Origin of the sequence: Roseicella frigidaeris, assembly GCF_003258945.1 — a bacterium.
In the GTDB taxonomy this organism is placed as follows: domain Bacteria; phylum Pseudomonadota; class Alphaproteobacteria; order Acetobacterales; family Acetobacteraceae; genus Paracraurococcus; species Paracraurococcus frigidaeris.
The window spans coordinates 168714-186829 of record NZ_QLIX01000001.1 but is presented as its reverse complement, the minus strand read 5'-3'; the positions used below and the strand labels follow the sequence as shown (position 1 = coordinate 186829).

Sequence of the window (18116 nt, the reverse complement as noted above, 5' to 3'; positions counted from 1 at the left end):
AATGGCCCGCGGTTGCAAGTCAACGGCCGGTCCGGCCCGAAGCGTCTGACCTCTCCGGTCAGATGCCGAGCCACGCCGCCAGCAGGGGCGCGAGCAGGGCGAGCAGCGCAAGGCGACGTGGCGCATAGGGCAGGAGCAGCACGACGACGAAGCCCCCCACCGAGAGGGCGCCGAACCAGGCGACCACGCCCATGCCCCAGCCCCAATGCGCCGCGGCGGCGAGCAGGGCGAGGAGCAGGCCGCCGCCCCCGAGCAGCCGCAGCGCCAGCCGCAGGCCCGGGGACGGCGCCCGGTCCAGCACCTGGCGATGGTGCCGGTCCATGGCAAAGCACAGCGCCGCGAGACCGGCGAAGGCCCAGAGCAGCATGGCCGGCATTACCGGGCCCGGCTCGGCAGGGCAGCCGGCCGTGTCGGGGAGGCCCGCCCGGCGCCGGCCGGGCGCTGCGCCAGGTGCCGCACCAGCCAGGCGAGGCCGAGGCCGCAGCCGAAGGCGGTGAGATCGACCGCCTCCGTCGGGCCGGGCGCCGCCAGGCCGTGCTGGAAGGGCCCGCCCCCGGTGGCGAGGTCGAGCAGCGGCAGGGCGAGGCAGAGCAGCGCGGCGAGGCCGAATTGCTCCCGCCAGCCCTGGGGCGGCGGTCGCAGCGCCGCGTGCAGCAGCGTGGCGAGCCAGATCGGCAGCAGCAGGCCCATCTCCCAGGCCTCGCGCCCCGCCATCCCGGCCGGCAACAAGCGGTTGAGCCAGAGATAGGCGATGCAGGCGACGACGACGCCGGCCACGGTCGCCACGTTGATCCGCGCCACCGCCGCGTCGAAGCCCGTGGCGGCGCCGTGGCGGACGGCGCGCTTGACGGTGAACATCACCAGCCCGGTGGCGATCATGGCGGAGCCGGCGAGGCCGGAGAGGAAGTACAGCCAGCGCATCGCCGGACCGCCGAATTGCGCCAGGTGCAGCCCGACCATGCTGCGCCAGACCAGGGCGGAGGGGTTCCACGCGGTCTGGATGCCGATCGGCCGGCCGGTCGTGCCCTCGAAGGCGGCATGGTCGGCGACGGCAGCGATCTGGTCGTCGAAGCGGCGGAAAGCATCGACGACGGCATTCGCGTCGCCCGGGTTGTAGACCGTCAGCAGCTCCACGCGCCCCGGGCCGAAGATGGCCTCCGCCGGCGGCACCAGCGAGGCCAGCGGCAGCAGCGGCGCCGGCTGCCGCGCAACGGGCCGCTCGAAGGGCGTCACGATATCGGCCCGCAGCTTGCCCGGCGAACCGCCGTAGAAGACCTGCAGCCCGACCGGCATGGTGACGCTGAACATGATCGCCAGGCCGGTATAGGTGATCATCAGGTGGAAGGGCAAAGCGAGGACGCCGCAGACATTGTGCGCGTCGAGCCAGGCGCGGTGCGGGGCGCGGGCGGCCGGGCGGAAGGTGAAGAAGTCGCGGAAGATCCGCTTGTGGATGATGACGCCGCTGAGCAGCAGGGCCAGCATCCCGATGCTCACCGCGGCGACGACCCAGATGCCGGCCGGCCGCGACAGCAGGCAGTAGTGGAAGGCGACGAAGAACTCGCCGCCCTCGGTCTCGCGCACCGGCACGATCCCGCCGGTCGCCGCGTCGACGAAGCGGGTCTCGCGCCGGCCGCCCTGCCGCCAGCGGATCTCGACCGGCTCGTCCTCCGCATGCGGCAGGACGATCTGCCAGAGCGGCGCGTGCGGCGCCTCCCGCTCCAGCGCCGCCTGGGCGCGGGCGATGGCCTCGGCCTGCGGCGCGGCGCCGGCCTGGCGCAGCTCCGGCCGCATCCATTCGGTGATCTCATGCGCGAAGACGGAGAGCGTGCCGGTCAGGAAGATGGCGAAGAGCAGCCAGCCGAGGAACAGGCCGGCCCAGGTATGCAGCCAGGCCATGGACTGCCGGAAGCCCGCCTTCATGGCCGCGGCCAGCCGAGCAGGAGGACGGCCGCCGGCGGCGCGGCGAGGGCGAGCAGCCAGGCCCAGGCGCGCAGCGCCGTGCGCGCGGCGAAGGCCCAGAGCACGGCGAAGGTCATCGGCAGATAGGCCAGCATGCCGGAGATGTAGACCGCATCCGGCCGCGGCACCGGCAGCAGCAGCGCCAGCGCCCCCGAGACGGCATAGGAGAGCGCATAGCCGCCGAGCAGCGCGGCGAGGACGCGCCCGATGATGTCGATCGGCCTCGCCATGCCCCTCACCACCGGTGGCTCAGCGTCGCCAGGATGGTCCGGCGCGCGGCGAAGAAGCAATCCGTGTTGGAGGCGCAGGTGACGAGCCGCTTGTCGCCGAGATTGGTGGCGTTGACCGCCAGCCGGGTGCCGGCGAGGCCGGGCGCCAGCCGGCCGAGATCGTAGCGGATGGCGGCGTCGAACAGGGTCGCGGTCGGCGTTTCGTAGAGGTTGGCGGCGTCGCCATAGGCACCACTGACATAGCGGGCGCCGCCGGCGATGCCGAGCCCGGCGAGCGGCCCCTCGGGGAAGGTGTAGTCGAGCCAGAGCGCGGCGGTGTGCTCGGGCGTCAGCGGCAGGCGGTTGTCGCGGTTGGCGGCGATGGTCGTCTTCGTCACCTTGCTGTCGGTGTAGGTGTAGCTGGCCAGCGCGCTCAGCCCGCGCGCCAGGCCGGCGACGCCCTCGATCTCGATGCCGCGCACCCGTGCCTCGCCGGTCTGCACCTGGAAGAAGCTGTTCGCGGGATCCGTCGTCAGGACGTTCTCCAGCGTGCCCGTATAGGCGGCGAGGCTGACGGAGGCGTTAATGCTGGGCGGCTGGTAGCGCAGCCCGACCTCCCACTGCTCGCCCCGCGTCGGACGGAAGGGGGTGGCGGAGGCATCCGTGCCGATCTGCGGCTGGAAGGATTGCGACCAGGAGACATAGGGCGCGAGGCCGAAATCGAAGAGGTAGTTGAGCCCGACGCGGCCGGTGGTGGCGCTGTCGCTCTGCGGCGTCTGCCGGTTGGTCAGGCGGTTCTCGGTGTTGCTGTCCACCCAGTCCTGCCGGCCGCTCACCGTCAGCAGCCAGCGGCCGAGCCGCGCCTGGTCCTGGACATAGAGGCCGACCTGGTCCTGGCTGGCGAAGGTGCGGGTCACGTTGTAGCTGGTCGGCAGGGTGAAGGCGCGGCCATAGACGGGATTGAAGATGTCGAGCGAGGGCGCGGCGACCCGGCCGAAGCCGTAATCGGTGGAGGAGTGGCGGAAATCGAGGCCGGCGAGGATGGTGTGGTCGACCGGACCGGTCCGCAGGCGCGCCTCGCCCTGGTTGTCCATGGTGAAGGCATCGACATGGTCGCGGATGGCGACGGTCGTGCGGTTGAGCGTCCGCAGATCCGTCTGCAGGCCGAGGCCGCGCAGCACGGTCATGTCGAAATCGATGCGCGAGTAGCGCAGGTTCTGCCGGAGGGTGAAGCGGTCGTCGATCCGGTGCGAGAAGGCGTAGCCGACGCCCCACTGGTCGCGGTCGAAATTGTTCGCGTTCTTCTCGCCCACGAAGCGGTTGATTGGGATGCTGCCATAGGGGTTCGAACGCAGCGTGCCCTGGACGGGCAGGAATTGCTGCACGCCGGAATCGTCGCGCTGCCAGTAGGAGAGCAGCGTCAGGCTAGTATCGGGGCTGATGCGCCAGGTGAGGCTCGGCGCGAGGAAGAGCCGGCGGTCGCGCACCTCGTCCGACTGGCTGTCGGAATCACGCGCCAGGCCGGTGAAGCGGTAGAGGAACTTGCCCTCCTTATCGATCGGTCCGCCGAGATCGAAGGCGCCCTGCAGCCGGCCGAAGCTGCCGGTCTGCAGCTGCACCTCATGCGTCGGGACATCGGTCGGCCGGCGGCTGATCATGTTCAGCATGCCGCCCGGCGGGATCTGGCCGTAGAGCACCGAGGCGGGGCCGCGCAGCAGCTCGAGCCGCTCGAGGCCCCAGGGCTCGACCTGCGGGATGGCGTAGGTGCCGAAGGGCAGCCGCATGCCGTCGAGGAATTGCGCGCCCTGCAGCGAATAGCCGCGCACCGTGCTCCAGCCGTAGCGGATGTCGCTGCCATAGGGCTCGGCGAAGACCCCGGGCGCGTAGCGCAGCGCCTGCTGGGTGTCCTGCACCGCCCTCGCATCCATCTGGTCGCGGGTGATGACGGAGACGGATTGCGGCGTCTCCAGCAGCGGGGTATCGGTCTTGGTGCCGCTGAGGTTCTGCCGCGCGACGAAGCCGCGCACCGGGCCGGTGGCGGTTTCCGACCGCTCCTGCACCTCGAGCGTGGGCAGGGTGAGGCTGGGGGCGGCGCCGGGGCTGGCATTGGGGGCGGCCGCATCCTGGGCCTTGGCGGGCAGGCCGGTGGCGAGCACGGCGATAGCGGGCAGGACAAGCCGGGCCCTGGCGTGGATGAGGCGCATGATCGGCTCCCGGTATCCCACGTCCCGGTTCGCCAGGGATCGCGGGTGATCTGGTCTCGATTTGGCTAACCGTCTATGCGATTGAGATGCATTCGCATCAAGTCATTGATGGCACACATCTTTGTTTTTCCGACCGATGTGGCACGACGGCCAGGGTGGCCGCGCAACATCGGCGCCAGACAGCAACGGGGCCGCAAGACCCCAAAGGGAGATACGCCATGGACGACGTGACGATACGCCCGGCCGCGGGCCGGACGACGAAACCCGCCCCGGCCGCCAGCTTCACCGGGACGGTGCTGCAGGATTCCCTGGCGACGCCCGAGGCGCCGTCGCGGACCAGCGCCACCCTGGTGACCTTCACCCCCGGGGCGCGCACCAACTGGCATCACCACAAGACGCGGCAGGTGCTGGTGGCGACGCATGGCACCGGCATGGTGCAGGTGAAGGGCAAGCCGCCGCGGTGGCTGCGCGCCGGCGACGTCGCCGTGGTGCCGCCGGGGATCGTGCATTGGCATGGCGCCATCGCGGGCCAGCTCTTCGCGCATATCTCCTTCGTCGAGACCGACGGTCCCGACAACACCACCTGGCTGGAGCCGGTGGAGGAGGCGGAGTACCGCTCCGTCGCGGTGGCGCCGGAGGGCTGAGGCCGGCGCGGCGCTCAGTAGAGGTTGGATTTGTAGTCCTTCTCCAACCCCTTCCGCATCAGCCCGGGGATGGAGACGACGGCACCGGCGAGCCGGGCCGCCAGGCCCTTGTCCCGGTTGAGCCGCACATGCGCCGTGAACATCGCCACCGGATCGATCCCCTCGACCGGTGCCGCGACGGGCCAGAGGGCGGCGCGTTCGAGCGCGGCGCTCCGGCGCAGGGCGAGGCCGGCGAGCTCGACGCGGGTGACGAGCGGCGGCACCTTGCCCTCCACGGCGAAGCCGTCCCGCGCCGCCGCCTCCGTGCTCAGCCGCGCCCGGCCGCCGAGGATCAGGACGCGGTCGGAGCCGGGGAGGAGCAGCGCGGCCGCGATGCGCGGCTGGGCGATGATGTTGCGGAAGCTGTCGGTGCGTCGGTTGCCGGGCCGGTCCGGGAACCACAGCGCGTCGCCCTCCAGCCGCGCCAGCCGCGTGGCCGGATCGCCCTTCGGGCTGAGATCGGCATGGCCGCCGGGATCGATCGTCGCCAGCGCCATGAACCGGCTGGCGGCGGCGAAGGCAGCGGGCTCCCCGGGCGCCGCATCGAGCCGTGCCGCGGACCAGAAGGCCGAGCGGATCAGCGCCTTGGCGCAATGGACGTAGCATTCCTCGACCGCGATCCGGGCCTCGCCGCCCTCGATCCCGGCGACGCGGCCGTTGGCGCGCAGGGTTTCGCCGAGGCCCGGCGCGAGGAAAAGCGCGCCGAAGCCGGCTCCCGGCCGCGCCAGCCCCGGCTCGTCGAGCGCCGCGAGCGGCAGGCGCAGCATCCGGGCCTCGGTGCCGGCGAAGCCCGGCGCGCCGCCGCCGAGGGTGATGGCGAGCGTGGCGGCGTCGCCGAAGCCGGCGAAGAGCAGCGGCGATGCGGCGATCCAGCGCCGGGCGCCCTCGTCGAGATGGTCGATGACCTTCAGGTGCATCGGCGGCGGCGTCTTGCCGAGGACGCCTTCCAACGCGGCGACGGTGTCGATGGCGGTCGCGGCGGCGGCCGCGTCATCCTGGATCGGTCCTGCCGTGCCGGTCATGGATCGCCTCTCCTCCGCTGCGGGGGTTCGTCCTGCCGCCCGGCTTAGAGAAGTTGCGAATGATTCTCAACTAAGTTCCGCGTCAGGCGAGCCCGGTCCGTTGCCGGCACGAGCGGCGGTGGCGCCCTTCAGCGCGTCATCGGGCTTGTAGGAAGGGGGGGTCATCGGCACCGCGAGGCGGGCAGATCACGGCACAAGCCAGCGCGCCTACCGGCCAAGGCCAGGCAACTCCCTGGCCGACCCAGCCTAATATATTGAGAAGATTGGCGGACCCGATACGATTCGAACGTACGACCTTTGCCTTCGGAGGATTATCGCTGGCTCCGCCAATAAACGCCAGGAGCCGCCGATGGCCGCCTATCTCCCTGTAATCGCTAAAGAATTTGATTTCGGCCTCCGCCGGAGGTACGCTCTGTCTCGCCACAGTTTTCGCCCGCTTGCTTACGTGATGCTTACGCGAGAGAGCGCTGTCGGGTCGGAGAAAGCCCATGTCTAAGCTCACCAAAAGGGTCGTTGACGCCGCTGAAAGCCGCTCCAAAGATTACGTCATCTGGGACGACGAACTCCCCGGCTTCGGCCTCCGCGTCTTCACGTCGGGCAAGCGCAGCTACGTCATCCAGTATCGCCTCGGCAAGCGTTCGCGTCGGTTCACCATCGGTTTGCATGGCATCTGGACGCCCGAGCGCGCGCGCCAGGAAGCGAAGGTCCAACTAGGCCGCATCGCTCAGGGTGAAGATCCCGCCGAGGAGAAGCAGCTCGACAACAAGGCGATCACCGTCAAGGAGCTGTGCGACCTCTACGTCGCTGATCTCAAGGCTGGCCTCATCCTGGGTAAGGGTGGCCGGCCAAAGAAGGCGAGCACGATCCTCTCGGATACAGGACGCATCGAACGCCACATCGTGCCCTTGCTCGGCACTCGACGGGTCAAGGACCTCGTGAAGGCCGACATCACGAAAGCCCTGAAAGACATCATGGCCGGCAAGACCCGCTGCAGCGTCAAGACGAAGAAGCTCCGCGGCCGCGCCATCGTACGCGGCGGTGCCGGAACGGCTACCCGGACGATCGGACTGTTCGGCGGCATCCTCACCTACGCGGTTGAAGCAGGCATCATCGACCTCAATCCCGTCCACGGCGTCCGGCGCCCGAAGGACAATGTGCGCGGACGGCGCTTGACCGAGGCCGAATATCGCCTGCTCGGCGACATCCTGACCAAGGCTGCTGAGAACGAGAAGTATGAGTTGTCGGTCGACATCATCCGGCAGCTCGCGCTCACCGGATGCCGTCGGACCGAGATGATCACCTTGGCTTGGAGCGAGGCTGACACCGATTCAAGCTGTCTCCGGCTGATCGACAGTAAGGAAGGAAGCTCGATCCGTCCGATCGGCTTGCCAGTCGTGGAGTATCTCGAAAACCGCCGGAAGGAGCAGGCCGGCACCTACGTCTTTCCCGGCCAGGGTGATGACAATGCGTTCGGGAGCTTCCCTAACCATTGGGAGCAGATATTCGCGGACACCGCGCTCGCCGACATCACGCCACACGTCCTGCGGCACAGCTTCGCCAGTATCGCCAACGATCTCGGCTTCACCGAAGTCACGATCGCCGCGCTGGTCGGGCATGCGAAGGGATCGGTCACGAGCAACTACATCCATACGCTCGATACCGCGCTCATCATGGCCGCCGACACTATCTCGGGCTACATTCAGGGGCTTCTGGATGGGATCGAGTTCAAACAGACGGCCTACGCCCTGGACCGCGACTCCCGGAAAGCCGCCCTCGCGCGGTTCCTGCAGAAGGCCGCCGCTACCGAACAGGACACGGCCGAGGACTCGGAGCAGTTGCTTGCAGTTTGATCGCGCGATGGGGGTTTCAGTTATTGCAGTTAAGCCCCGCAACCCTTATATTGGCTGGTCAGGAGACACGATCATGGCCAGCCAAGTGGTGCAGTTCGCCGGTTTGTCCGACCGCGACCGCAAGACCGTGACGCCTCTGCCATCCTTGGCAGAGGGCGATCACGTGGAGGTGCATGTGCGGCGTCGCGATGGACGGGAGCAGACCCTGTCCCTTCCGCCGGCCGCCATCAGCGCCGTCGAGACGCTGCTGTCTCGCCTGCTGAACGGCGAGAGGGTCGCCGTGCTCACGGAAGATCAAGAGCTGAGCCCGACCGACGCATCGGTGATCCTAGGCATCTCGCGTCCGCTCGTCGTCCATCGGATGGACATCGGCGATCTGCCGTTCCGCTATGTCGGAAAGCACCGCCGGGCATCGCTGAAGGACGTGCTGGCCTTGAAGGAGATGCTGGACGCTCGCCAGAAGGCGATGGACGCCTTGGCCGAAGACACAGAGGATCTTGTCGTCAACCATGGCCTCTAGACCGCCCATCGCGGTCTACGACGCCTGCGTCCTTTATCCCTTCCATCTGCGCAATGTCCTGATCCAGTGCGCCTTCGATGGCTTAGTCGCCGCGCGCTGGACCGACGACATTCACGCGGAATGGATACGCAATCTGGCCGCCAATTCCCCCAGCACGCCGGTTACGCGCTTCGAGAACACCCGCGACATGATGAAAGCCGTCCTGCCTGACGCCAATGTCGCCAACCATCGGAGCCTGATTCCGAGCCTTTCCTTGCCCGATCCGGATGACCGGCATGTGCTTGCGGCCGCGATCGCTGGCGGTGCCGAGACGATCGTCACTTGGAACCTGAAGGATTTCCCCGCTTCGCAGATCGCCCCTCACGGAATCGCCGCTGTGTCGCCCGACGCCTTCCTTTCGGCCCTGCACCGAGCCTATCCGAAAGCCCTTCTCAGTAGTATCGCGAGAGCGCGCGAAAACCTCAGACGCACGACGCCATCCATTGCGGAATTCATAGACATTCTCGAACGGCAGGGGCTGGCCGAGTTCGCTCCCATCCTGCGGCGCCGCAAAGCGCACCTGGCCTGATCCCCCGCCGGGGCTCGGAAGCTCCGCTTCACGTTATCGCCGCGCTGGCAAGACCGCAGAATCATTCTTGACTCTACGACCCGAAAATCAGAACAAATAGCGAACATGACTACACCGCCTTCGGAGGTCAAGAACGCACTTGCGGCCCCAGCCCGCCATAGAGTCCCTGCGCGCGCAGATCGAGAAGATCGAAGGCCGGAGCCGGCGCGCCAAATCGGTCCTTCCTTTCGGGATCACCGAGGTGGATTCGCGACTCCCCGGCGGCGGCCTTGCCCTCGGCGCGCTGCATGAAATAGCCGGCGGCGGCAACGGAGCGGTCGACGGAGCCGCAGCGGCTTCCTTCAGCGCGGGCCTCGCGGCCCGCACCAAAGGCAAAATCCTCTGGTGTATCACGCGTGCCGACCTATTCGCGCCCGCCATTGCCCAGGCAGGGCTCGCGAGCGACCGCGTCATCTACCTCGAAGCTGGGGACGACAAGACCGTCCTCGCCTGCATGGAAGAAGGATTGCGCCACGGCGGCCTCGGGGCCGTCATCGGCGAGGTCGCCCGCCTTTCGATGACAGCATCAAGACGGCTGCAACTGGCGGCCGAAGGCGCCGGCTCGCTCGGGATCGCTTTGCGGCGCTGGCGGCGACAGACAGAGGCGACGGATTTCGGCCAACCGACCTCTGCGATGACGCGCTGGCGCGTCTCCGTAATGCCCTCAACGCCGCTACCCGTTCCCGGCGTGGGCCGCGCCCGCTGGCTGGTTGAACTCATCCGCGCGCGAGCGGGCGAAAGTGCAGATTTCGAGTTGGAGGCGTGCGATGACACGGGTCGTCTCGCTCTTCCTGCCGAGCTGGTCCACGGACAGGCTGCGGCGGAAGGCTGGCGACGCGGCGCCTCCGGCTGAGGCGCCGCTCGTCCTGATTGGCCGCGACGGGAACAGGCGGGTGGTGCTGGCGGCGGATGCAGCGGCCCAGGCCACCGGCCTGCGCGCCGGCATGCCCGTCACCAAGGCGCAAGTGCTGGTGCCTGGCCTCATCGTGCAGGATGCCGATCCCGCTGCCGACGCCGAGGCGCTTGAGCGTCTCGCGGTGTGGCTTCTCCGCTATGCACCGATCGTCGCCCCCGATCCGCCCGACGGCCTCATCATCGACTCGACCGGCGCTGATCATCTCCACGGGGGCGAGACTGTCATGCTGGACGGCTTGATCGGGCGCCTCGCCATGTCCGGGATCTTCGCGAGAGGCGCGATCGCCGACACCTGGGGAGCGGCCCATGCGCTGGCCCGATTTTCAGCGCAGCCGGTTGTCATCGCGCCCGAGGGGCATGGCCCGTCCGTCTTGGAGCGGTTGCCGCTTGAGGCGTTACGCATTCCGGCCTCCACCGTCGCGGCGCTGCGCACGCTCGGCTTCCGAACGGTCGGCGATCTTCTGGCGCAGCCGCGCGCGCCGCTCACGCTTCGCTTCGGCCCGGAACTCGGCCGACGCTTGGACCAGGCCTTGGGCATTGCGGCCGAACTCATTGAGCCGGTTCGGCCTGCCGATCTCATCGAGGTGCGCCGCGCCTTCGCCGAGCCGATCGGCGCAGCCGAGACAATCGCCCGTTACATCGGCAAGCTTGTTGCGCAGCTCTGCGAACGCCTTGAGGAAAGCGGGCTTGGCGCACGCAGGCTCGATCTCATCTGCCACCGCGTCGATAGCCGGGCCCAGGCGGTGCGGGTCGGCATGGCCACGCCGGTGCGCGACGCGAAGCGGCTGACGCGCCTTCTGTGCGACAAGATCGAGACCATCTCGCCCGGCTTCGGCATCGAGGTGATGACGCTTGCCGCAAGCGTCGCCGAGCCGCTCGAACGCAAGCAGATCGTCAGTTCGCTGGTCGAGGAGAGCACCCCGGACGTCTCCGATCTCATCGACACCTTGATGAACCGCGTTGGCGAGCGCGCCCTCTATCGGCTTGCCCCCGTCGCCAGCGACGTTCCGGAACGGTCTGTCTGTCGTATCCCGGCGATGGCGGCCGACACGGGAGCGGGTTGGCCCGGTCATTGGCCGAGACCGTCGCGCCTCCTCCCGGCACCCGAGCCGGTCGAGACCGTGGCGCTGCTCCCCGACCATCCGCCGGTGTCGTTCACCTGGCGCGGAATCCGCCGCCGCCTTCGGCGCGGCGACGGACCTGAGCGTGTCTTCGGCGAATGGTGGAAGCGTGATGCTGAGCTGGCCGCCGTCCGCGACTATTTCCGGGTCGAGGACGACGCCGGCGAACGCTACTGGCTGTTTCGCGCCGGCGACGGCGAGGACACCGCCACAGGCTCGCACCGCTGGTTCATTCACGGGGTCTTCGGATGAGCCAGCCCGGCTACGTTGAACTTCAGGTCACCTCGCATTTCAGCTTTCTGCGGGGGGCCTCGTCTTGCGAGGAGCTGTTCGCCCAGGCCGCGCTTGCCGGGATCGAAGCCCTGGCCGTGGTGGACCGGAATTCGCTCGCCGGCATCGTCCGGGCTCATGAAGCGGCGAAGACAACCGGGGTTCGCTTGATTGTCGGCTGCCGTCTCGACCTCAGCGACGGCATGTCGGTGCTGGTCTATCCAACCGACCGATCAGCTTATTCCCGACTCTGCCGGCTGCTGTCGCTCGGCAAGCGGCGCGGCGGAAAGGCGAAGTGCGTGCTCGAATGGCAGGACCTCGTCGCCTACGGCGAAGGCTTGATCGCCGTGCTCGTGCCGGATCTCGCCGATGAGGAATGCGGCCTTCGGCTGCGCCGCCTGCGCGATGCGTTCGGCGATCGGGCCTACCTGGCACTGACGCTGCGCCGTCGGCCCAACGACCAGCTCCGCCTTCACGAGCTGTCGAACCTGGCCGCCCAGATGCGGGTCGCGACCGTGGTGACGAACGACGTCCTCTTCCACGAGCCCGCCCGCCGCATCCTTCAGGACGTCGTCACCTGCATTCGGCACAACGTCACGATCGACACGATCGGCGACCGCCGGGAGCGTCACGCCGATCGCTACATCAAGCCGCCCGAGGAGATGCACCGTCTCTTCGGCCGCTACCCCGAGGCGCTTGCCAGAACCCTGCAGATCGCCGACCGATGCCGTTTCAATCTCGACGAGCTGGCCTATCAATATCCCGAGGAGCGTGACGATCCGGCACTCACGCCGCAGGAGACGCTGGCAAAGCTCACTTGGGAAGGCGCCGCCGAGCGTTATCCGGAGGGCGTGCCTGACAGCGTGGCTGCCGCGCTTCAGCATGAGCTGCGGCTGATCGAGAAGCTCGACTACGCGCCGTATTTCCTGACCGTGAATTCGATCGTCCGCTTCGCCCGCTCAAAGGACATCCTTTGCCAAGGCCGCGGATCAGCCGCCAACTCCGCAGTCTGCTACGTCCTCGGCATCACGTCGATCGATCCCGGCCGCAACGACCTTCTCTTCGAACGCTTCGTCAGCGAGGAACGGCGCGAGCCGCCCGACATCGACGTCGATTTCGAGCATGAGCGGCGTGAGATCGTCATGCAATGGGTGTTCGACACCTACGGCCGCGACCACGCCGCGCTCTGTTCGACTGTCATCCGCTATCGCACCAAGGGCGCGCTACGGGATGTCGGCAAGGCGCTAGGCCTGCCCGAGGATCTGATCGGCACCCTGTCGTCTCAGGTCTGGGCCTGGTCGGAGGAAGGCGTCGAACAGAAGCACGTCGAAGAGCTGAACCTCAATCTTGCCGATCGCCGCCTTCGCCTGACGCTCGATCTCGCGCGCCAACTCATGGGCGCGCCGCGCCATCTCAGCCAGCATCCTGGCGGCTTCGTTTTAACCCATGATAGGCTCGATGACCTCGTGCCGATCGAGCCGGCCGCGATGAAGGACCGGCAGGTCATCGAATGGGATAAGGATGACATCGACGCCCTGAAGTTCATGAAGGTCGACGTCCTGGCGCTTGGGATGCTGGCCTGCATGAAGAAGGGGCTGGACCTTCTGGCTGAGCACAAGGGCGTCAATCTCGATCTCGCCTCCATTCCGGCCGAGGACCCGCGCACCTACGCGATGATCCGCAAGGCCGACACGCTCGGCACCTTCCAGATCGAGAGCCGGGCGCAGATGTCGATGCTGCCGCGCCTGAAGCCGCGCACCTATTACGATCTCGTCGTCCAGGTCGCGATCGTCAGGCCCGGCCCGATTCAAGGCGATATGGTGCATCCCTATCTTCGTCGCCGGGAGGGCCTTGAGCCCGTACACTATCCGAAGCCCGAACTGGAGAAGGTGCTCGGCAAGACGCTCGGCGTGCCGCTCTTTCAGGAGCAGGCGATGCGGGTCGCCATCGAATGCGCCGGCTTCACGCCCGGCGAGGCCGATATGCTTCGCAAGTCGATGGCCACCTTCAAATTCACCGGCGGCGTCTCGCATTTCCGCGACAAACTCATCGCCGGCATGGTCACCAACGGCTACGAGGCCGAGTTCGCCGAGCAGACCTTCAAGCAGCTTGAGGGCTTCGGCAGTTACGGATTTCCGGAAAGCCACGCAGCCTCTTTTGCGCTGATCGCTTACGCCTCGGCCTGGCTGAAATGCTGGCACCCGGAAATCTTCTGCGCCGCGCTGCTGAACAGCCAGCCCATGGGCTTCTATGCACCGGCTCAGATCGTCCGCGACGCGCGCGATCACGGCGTCGAGATCCGTCCGGTCTGCGCCAACGCCTCCCGATGGGACTGCACACTCGAGCCCACCGGCAGCGAGGAGCGGTTCGCCGTTCGCCTTGGTCTGCGCATGGTCAAAGGGCTCGCCAACGCTCACGGCGCGGCGATCGTCACGGCCAGGGCGGACCAGCCCTTCGTCTCCATCGACGATCTGTGGCGCCGGGCCGGCGTACCCGTCGCGGCGCTCACGCAGATCGCCGAAGCCGACGGTTTTCGCCAGCCGTTCGCTCTTGCGCGGCGTGAAGCCCTGTGGGCGATCAAGGCTCTGCGCGACGAGCCGCTGCCGCTCTTCGCCGCCGCGTCGGCCCGCGAAGCGGAGATCGTGCCCGAGGTCGCCGAGCCGGCCGTCATCCTGCGCCCGATGACAGCCGGCGGCGAAGTGGTCGAGGACTATCGCCATGTCAGCCTTTCGCTGCGCGACCATCCGGTCTCGTTCCTGCGGCCGGAGCTGCGCCGCCGTCGTATGGTCTCCTGCCAAGAGGCGATGGACGCAAAGGACGGCCGATGGCTGGAGGCGGCCGGCATCGTGCTGGTGCGGCAGCGGCCCGGCAGCGCGAAGGGCGTCATGTTCATCACGCTAGAAGACGAGAGCGGCATCGCCAATCTCGTCGTCTGGCCTAAAGTTTTCGAGCAGAACCGCCGGACCATCCTGTCAGCCGGCATGATCGCGATCCGGGGGCGCGTCCAGCGCGAGGGTGAAGTGGTCCACCTTGTCGCCCAGAGGCTGACCGATCTCTCCGCCGAACTGGTCAGCGTGGGCGAGCGCGACACGGCCTTTCCGCTGCCACATGGTCGCGGGGACGAGTTTCACCACGGCTCACCGACGCCTGACCCGCGCGGCCTACCGCCAAAGGGGCTTCGGACCCGAGATATCTACATCCCCGACCTTCACATCGACACGATCAAAGTCAAAACGCGCGATTTCCGCTAGGCTGCGCCGAGCCTCCCGCGCTCAAGCGCTGCGCACTGTTCGTAAACGACTGGTCGAAGCATCCAACGGACTTCGGGCGAAGATCGGCGTCGCACCTTCACAGCCGCTCGCATGGCGGCGTAGCAACGCCGACGTCGCGTCGCGGTCTGCCGCACGGGCAAACGCAAAGCCTTGCCCGACCTTGCAGCCCATCGACCAAAGCTGGCTCGCCTGAACTTCTGTTTCGATCCCCTCGGCCACGATCTCAATGCCGAGCTGCCGCGCGATATCGATTAACCCCTCGACGATCACCATGCTTGGATCGTCCGGCCATAGTCGGCCGATGAAGGCCTGATCGATCTTGATGATGTCGACCGGCACGTTCAGCAAATGCGTCAGCGACGCATGTCCCGTTCCAAAGTCATCAAGCGCGACGCGGACGCCGGCGGCGCGCAACGCCTCTATCTCTCGCGTTACGACGCGATCACTTCGCCCGATGCAAGCATCCTCACTCACTTCGACGACCAAGCCGCCGAGCGACACGCCAGCACGACCAAAGGCATCTTCGAGTTTCTGAGCCAGGCTGCCCGTGTAGAAATCGGCAGTCGAAACATTGAGTCCGACCTGCTGGACGAGCAGACCCTGATCCCGCCAGAATGCGATGTCCCGCGCAACTGTTACCGCAACACGTTGCGTAAGCTCCGCAGCGATATGGGCGTCACTGGTCGCTTCGCGAAAAGCGAGGGCACTTACGAGTTCACCCGCCACGGTGCGCATGCGACAGAGCGCCTCGAGCCCGACGATCTCGCCCGTATCGAGAGCGACAATAGGCTGGTAGTGCGTTTCCATGCGCTCATCGGCGAGCGCATCGGCCACATCGCGTATCGCGTCACGACGCCGCGTGATCCGCGTACCGATCCCCGGCCAGTAGCGCACAAACCCGCCGCGACCGGTCTCCTTGGCGTGATAGAGCGCGAAATCCGCGGCCTCGTTGACCGCCACGGCAGTCCGTTCGGAGGCACCGAGGACGGCACCGCCGATCGTCGCGCGAGGCGCCACGGCATGCCCCTCGCAATCGGCGCTGCGCTCCAATTCTGTCAGCACGCGTTCCGCCGCCGCATTCAGATCGGCGAGCGAGCCGGGGTTCTGAATGATGACGGCGAATTCATCGCCGCCCAGCCGGAAGCTGACATCGGGCGCCATCGCCCGCGCGATCCGGGTCCCCGCCGCCTTGATGAGCGCATCACCGGCCAGGTGGCCGAACGTGTCGTTTACGATCTTCAGATTATCGAGGTCGATAATGAAGAGGGCCCAGGCCCCCGGGACGTCACACGGAATCTGCGCCATCGCGCCGTTGTAGGCCGAACGATTGGGCAGTCCGGTCAGCGCGTCTATGTTCGCGCGGCGCTCGCGGTCGACCGCTCGCTCATGCCGCTGAAGCGCAAGACCACAGAGATCGACGCAGGCTTCCGCCAGCGCGCGCTCAGAAGCGTTCGGCGAGCGCGCTTGCTCGCTGTAAAAGCCGATGACGGCAATGGCGTCGCCGCCCGCGTTCACGACAGGGAAGGACCAGCATCCGCTCACGCCAAGGCCTTCTATGAGTCCCATGGAGCGGGCGCAGCGCGGATCACGTCGGATATCCTCAATGATGACGGGTTCGCGCAGATAAGCAGCCGCGCCGCAGGACCCGACCTCCGGGCCGACCATCATCCCATCCAACGCAGAAGAATAGTCCGCAGGCAAACTCGGTGCCGCGAGCGGATGCAAAAGTCCGGCTTGATCGACCGTCAGGATCGAGCAGATCACGCCAGACATCAGTGTCTCTATCTCGGCACAGAGTTCGCGCGCCGTGTCAGCCACAGGTTCGCTGTTGGCGATCATCCGCAATATCTTGTTCTGGATATGCAACAACACGGTCGTCGCCCAACTCAACTGACACTTAGGGATGCGACTATAATAGTCGCTAGATGTGAAGTTCGGCTTACCCAAAGATAAACATGGAGGTAATCCTCGCTGGAGGGGAAAGCCTTCCCCTGCGGCCGAGCCTTTGGTCTCGGCCGACCCCTTCTGCGGGGACACCCCGCAACGCCCCCTATAGAGCGAGAGTGCGGACCGGCTTTGCCGTGACGGGTTGAGAGCTGGGAGAGAGCTTCCGGCGCCCGTCGCGGAGATCCGCGATGTCCAGAAAAGCCGCACCCGCTCGCGCCGGCCAGGACCGGACGAGCCTTTACGACGAAATCACCGGTAAGATCATCGGCGAGCTGGAGGCCGGCCGCGTACCCTGGGTCCAGCCTTGGGGGACCGCCGCGGCGAAGGCGCCGCTCGCCATGCCGAGGAACGCCGCCACCGGCCGGCATTATTCGGGGATCAATGTGCTGATCCTCTGGGGCGCCGTCATCGAGCACGGCTTTGCCGGCCAGAGCTGGCTCACCTTCCGCCAGGCGCTGGCGCTCGGCGGCAATGTCCGCAAGGGCGAGCGCGGCACGACCGTCGTCTATGCCGACCGCTTCGTGCCCGACGACGAGAAGCGGCGCGCCCGCGAGACCGGCGACGAGGCCCAGGCGATCCCGTTCCTGAAGCGCTTCACGGTGTTCAACGCCGCGCAGTGCGAGGGCCTGCCGGAGGATGTCGCGATTGTCGCGCCGCCACCGGCGCCAGGCCTGATCGAGCCGCAGGTCGAGGCGCTGATCCGCGCCACCGGCATCGATTTCCGCATCGGCGGCAATCGCGCCTTCTATGTGCCGGCGCTCGACTATGTGCAGGTCCCGCCGCCCCAGGCCTATTTTGAACCGATCAACTGGCACCGCACCGCGCTGCACGAGCTGGGTCACGCCACAGGCCATCCGTCCCGTCTCGGCCGCGACATGACCGGCGGCTTCGGCACCAAGAAATACGCGTTCGAGGAGCTGGTCGCCGAAATGAACGCCGCCTTCTGCTGCGCCTCGCTCGGCATCGTGCCGACCGTACGGCACGCCGATTACATCGGCTCCTGGCTGGAGGTGCTGCGCGAGGACAATCGCGCCATCGTCCGCGCCGCCAGCCAGGCGAGCAAAGCCGCCGATTGGCTGCTCGGCTTCGTGCCGGCCGACGGGGCCGCGCTGTCGGCCGAACCCGCGATCGACAGGAGGGCCGCATGATCCTCCTGACGGAAGAGCTGCGCGAGCAGCTCCTAGCCAACGGCCGGAACCGCGACGCCGACCACATCCCCGTGGTCAAATTCTTCAACCCGCTCGGCGAAGGCGTCTGGCTGGCGACCGAACTTGACGAGGACGGCGACACCTTGTTCGGCCTGGCCGATCTCGGCGACCCCGAACTCGGCTCCTTCAGCCTCGCCGAAATGATCGCCGTGCGCCTGCCGATGGGCCTCGGCATCGAGCGCGACATCCTGTTCGAGGGCCTTTATCCGATCTCGGCCTGGGCCGAAGCGGCCCGTCGAACCGGCGGCATCCGCGCGGCCGAACGCGTGCTTCACGCCGTCCACCGCGCGAGGCCCGAACCATCCGTAAAGGCGTAAATCCGTGGAGGC

The 18116-nt window shown here is 67.4% G+C and carries 15 protein-coding genes; 9 read left to right on the top strand and 6 right to left on the bottom strand.

Going from position 1 to position 18116, the window contains the following annotated elements:
* Positions 1 to 58: 58 nt before the first annotated feature.
* The 4 genes from DOO78_RS00875 to DOO78_RS00860 are packed head-to-tail and all read right to left on the bottom strand — an operon-like array spanning position 59 to position 4372.
* Entirely contained in the window at positions 59 to 367 is a 309-nt protein-coding gene (locus tag DOO78_RS00875) for a DUF3325 domain-containing protein (protein WP_207802744.1), read from the bottom strand.
* Between the two features lie 8 nt (positions 368 to 375).
* Positions 376 to 1896, bottom strand: coding sequence for a PepSY-associated TM helix domain-containing protein (locus tag DOO78_RS27805; RefSeq protein WP_207802743.1), 1521 nt, complete (start codon positions 1894 to 1896; stop codon positions 376 to 378).
* A 20-nt stretch (positions 1897 to 1916) separates the two neighbouring features.
* Positions 1917 to 2189, bottom strand: a complete 273-nt coding sequence (locus DOO78_RS00865) for an iron transporter (protein WP_111467830.1) — start codon at positions 2187 to 2189, stop codon at positions 1917 to 1919.
* A gap of 5 nt (positions 2190 to 2194) precedes the next feature.
* On the bottom strand, positions 2195 to 4372 hold the full coding sequence (locus DOO78_RS00860) for a TonB-dependent siderophore receptor (protein ID WP_111467829.1): 2178 nt from the start codon (positions 4370 to 4372) through the stop codon (positions 2195 to 2197).
* Positions 4373 to 4590: 218 nt separating this feature from the next.
* On the opposite strand from DOO78_RS00860, the gene DOO78_RS00855 reads away from it, so the two are divergent.
* Positions 4591 to 5016: a cupin domain-containing protein gene (locus DOO78_RS00855; protein ID WP_165838654.1), complete on the top strand. Its 426-nt coding sequence runs from the start codon at positions 4591 to 4593 to the stop codon at positions 5014 to 5016.
* Between the two features lie 14 nt (positions 5017 to 5030).
* Here DOO78_RS00855 and DOO78_RS00850 read toward each other — a convergent pair whose 3' ends face one another.
* Positions 5031 to 6077: a pyridoxamine 5'-phosphate oxidase family protein gene (locus tag DOO78_RS00850; RefSeq protein ID WP_111467827.1), complete on the bottom strand. Its 1047-nt coding sequence runs from the start codon at positions 6075 to 6077 to the stop codon at positions 5031 to 5033.
* 488 nt (positions 6078 to 6565) lie between these two features.
* Here DOO78_RS00850 and DOO78_RS00845 point away from each other — a divergent pair, with 488 nt between their 5' ends.
* The 6 genes from DOO78_RS00845 to DOO78_RS00820 all read left to right on the top strand — a co-directional run bounded on the left by DOO78_RS00845 (position 6566) and on the right by DOO78_RS00820 (position 14611).
* A complete protein-coding gene (locus tag DOO78_RS00845) occupies positions 6566 to 7927 on the top strand; it encodes a tyrosine-type recombinase/integrase (protein WP_111467826.1) in 1362 nt (453 codons plus the stop codon).
* A gap of 73 nt (positions 7928 to 8000) precedes the next feature.
* Positions 8001 to 8447 (top strand): MerR family transcriptional regulator, encoded by a 447-nt coding sequence (locus tag DOO78_RS00840; protein ID WP_111467825.1) that lies wholly within the window; start codon positions 8001 to 8003, stop codon positions 8445 to 8447.
* Positions 8437 to 9015 (top strand): PIN domain-containing protein, encoded by a 579-nt coding sequence (locus tag DOO78_RS00835; RefSeq protein ID WP_111467824.1) that lies wholly within the window; start codon positions 8437 to 8439, stop codon positions 9013 to 9015. Before DOO78_RS00840 ends, DOO78_RS00835 begins: the two co-directional genes overlap by 11 nt.
* Positions 9016 to 9154: 139 nt before the next feature.
* The gene (locus DOO78_RS00830; RefSeq protein WP_111467823.1) at positions 9155 to 9907 is read left to right on the top strand and encodes an ImuA family protein; all 753 of its coding nucleotides are present in this window, start codon (positions 9155 to 9157) and stop codon (positions 9905 to 9907) included.
* Entirely contained in the window at positions 9822 to 11342 is a 1521-nt protein-coding gene (locus DOO78_RS00825) for a Y-family DNA polymerase (RefSeq protein ID WP_111467822.1), read from the top strand. The genes DOO78_RS00830 and DOO78_RS00825 overlap by 86 nt, the downstream gene beginning before the upstream one ends.
* Positions 11339 to 14611 (top strand): error-prone DNA polymerase, encoded by a 3273-nt coding sequence (locus DOO78_RS00820; protein WP_111467821.1) that lies wholly within the window; start codon positions 11339 to 11341, stop codon positions 14609 to 14611. Before DOO78_RS00825 ends, DOO78_RS00820 begins: the two co-directional genes overlap by 4 nt.
* Positions 14612 to 14632: 21 nt before the next feature.
* Here the strand turns inward: DOO78_RS00820 and DOO78_RS00815 are convergent, their stop codons facing one another.
* Positions 14633 to 16498 (bottom strand): bifunctional diguanylate cyclase/phosphodiesterase, encoded by a 1866-nt coding sequence (locus tag DOO78_RS00815; RefSeq protein WP_207802741.1) that lies wholly within the window; start codon positions 16496 to 16498, stop codon positions 14633 to 14635.
* Positions 16499 to 16767: 269 nt separating this feature from the next.
* On the opposite strand from DOO78_RS00815, the gene DOO78_RS00810 reads away from it, so the two are divergent.
* Entirely contained in the window at positions 16768 to 17727 is a 960-nt protein-coding gene (locus DOO78_RS00810; RefSeq protein ID WP_111467820.1) for an ArdC family protein, read from the top strand.
* Positions 17724 to 18104 (top strand): DUF2958 domain-containing protein, encoded by a 381-nt coding sequence (locus tag DOO78_RS00805; protein WP_099957459.1) that lies wholly within the window; start codon positions 17724 to 17726, stop codon positions 18102 to 18104. Before DOO78_RS00810 ends, DOO78_RS00805 begins: the two co-directional genes overlap by 4 nt.
* Positions 18105 to 18116 lie beyond the last annotated feature (12 nt).

Bases quoted from the DNA above. Each gene is read 5' to 3' on its own strand.
- DOO78_RS00875 (WP_207802744.1), bottom strand. From the start codon at position 367: ATGCTGCTCTGGGCCTTCGCCGGTCTCGCGGCGCTGTGCTTTGCCATG.
- DOO78_RS27805 (WP_207802743.1), bottom strand. From the start codon at position 1,896: ATGGCCTGGCTGCATACCTGGGCCGGCCTGTTCCTCGGCTGGCTGCTC.
- DOO78_RS00865 (WP_111467830.1), bottom strand. From the start codon at position 2,189: ATGGCGAGGCCGATCGACATCATCGGGCGCGTCCTCGCCGCGCTGCTC.
- DOO78_RS00860 (WP_111467829.1), bottom strand. From the start codon at position 4,372: ATGCGCCTCATCCACGCCAGGGCCCGGCTTGTCCTGCCCGCTATCGCC.
- DOO78_RS00855 (WP_165838654.1), top strand. From the start codon at position 4,591: ATGGACGACGTGACGATACGCCCGGCCGCGGGCCGGACGACGAAACCC.
- DOO78_RS00850 (WP_111467827.1), bottom strand. From the start codon at position 6,077: ATGACCGGCACGGCAGGACCGATCCAGGATGACGCGGCCGCCGCCGCG.
- DOO78_RS00845 (WP_111467826.1), top strand. From the start codon at position 6,566: ATGTCTAAGCTCACCAAAAGGGTCGTTGACGCCGCTGAAAGCCGCTCC.
- DOO78_RS00840 (WP_111467825.1), top strand. From the start codon at position 8,001: ATGGCCAGCCAAGTGGTGCAGTTCGCCGGTTTGTCCGACCGCGACCGC.
- DOO78_RS00835 (WP_111467824.1), top strand. From the start codon at position 8,437: ATGGCCTCTAGACCGCCCATCGCGGTCTACGACGCCTGCGTCCTTTAT.
- DOO78_RS00825 (WP_111467822.1), top strand. From the start codon at position 9,822: ATGACACGGGTCGTCTCGCTCTTCCTGCCGAGCTGGTCCACGGACAGG.
- DOO78_RS00820 (WP_111467821.1), top strand. From the start codon at position 11,339: ATGAGCCAGCCCGGCTACGTTGAACTTCAGGTCACCTCGCATTTCAGC.
- DOO78_RS00810 (WP_111467820.1), top strand. From the start codon at position 16,768: ATGTCCAGAAAAGCCGCACCCGCTCGCGCCGGCCAGGACCGGACGAGC.
- DOO78_RS00805 (WP_099957459.1), top strand. From the start codon at position 17,724: ATGATCCTCCTGACGGAAGAGCTGCGCGAGCAGCTCCTAGCCAACGGC.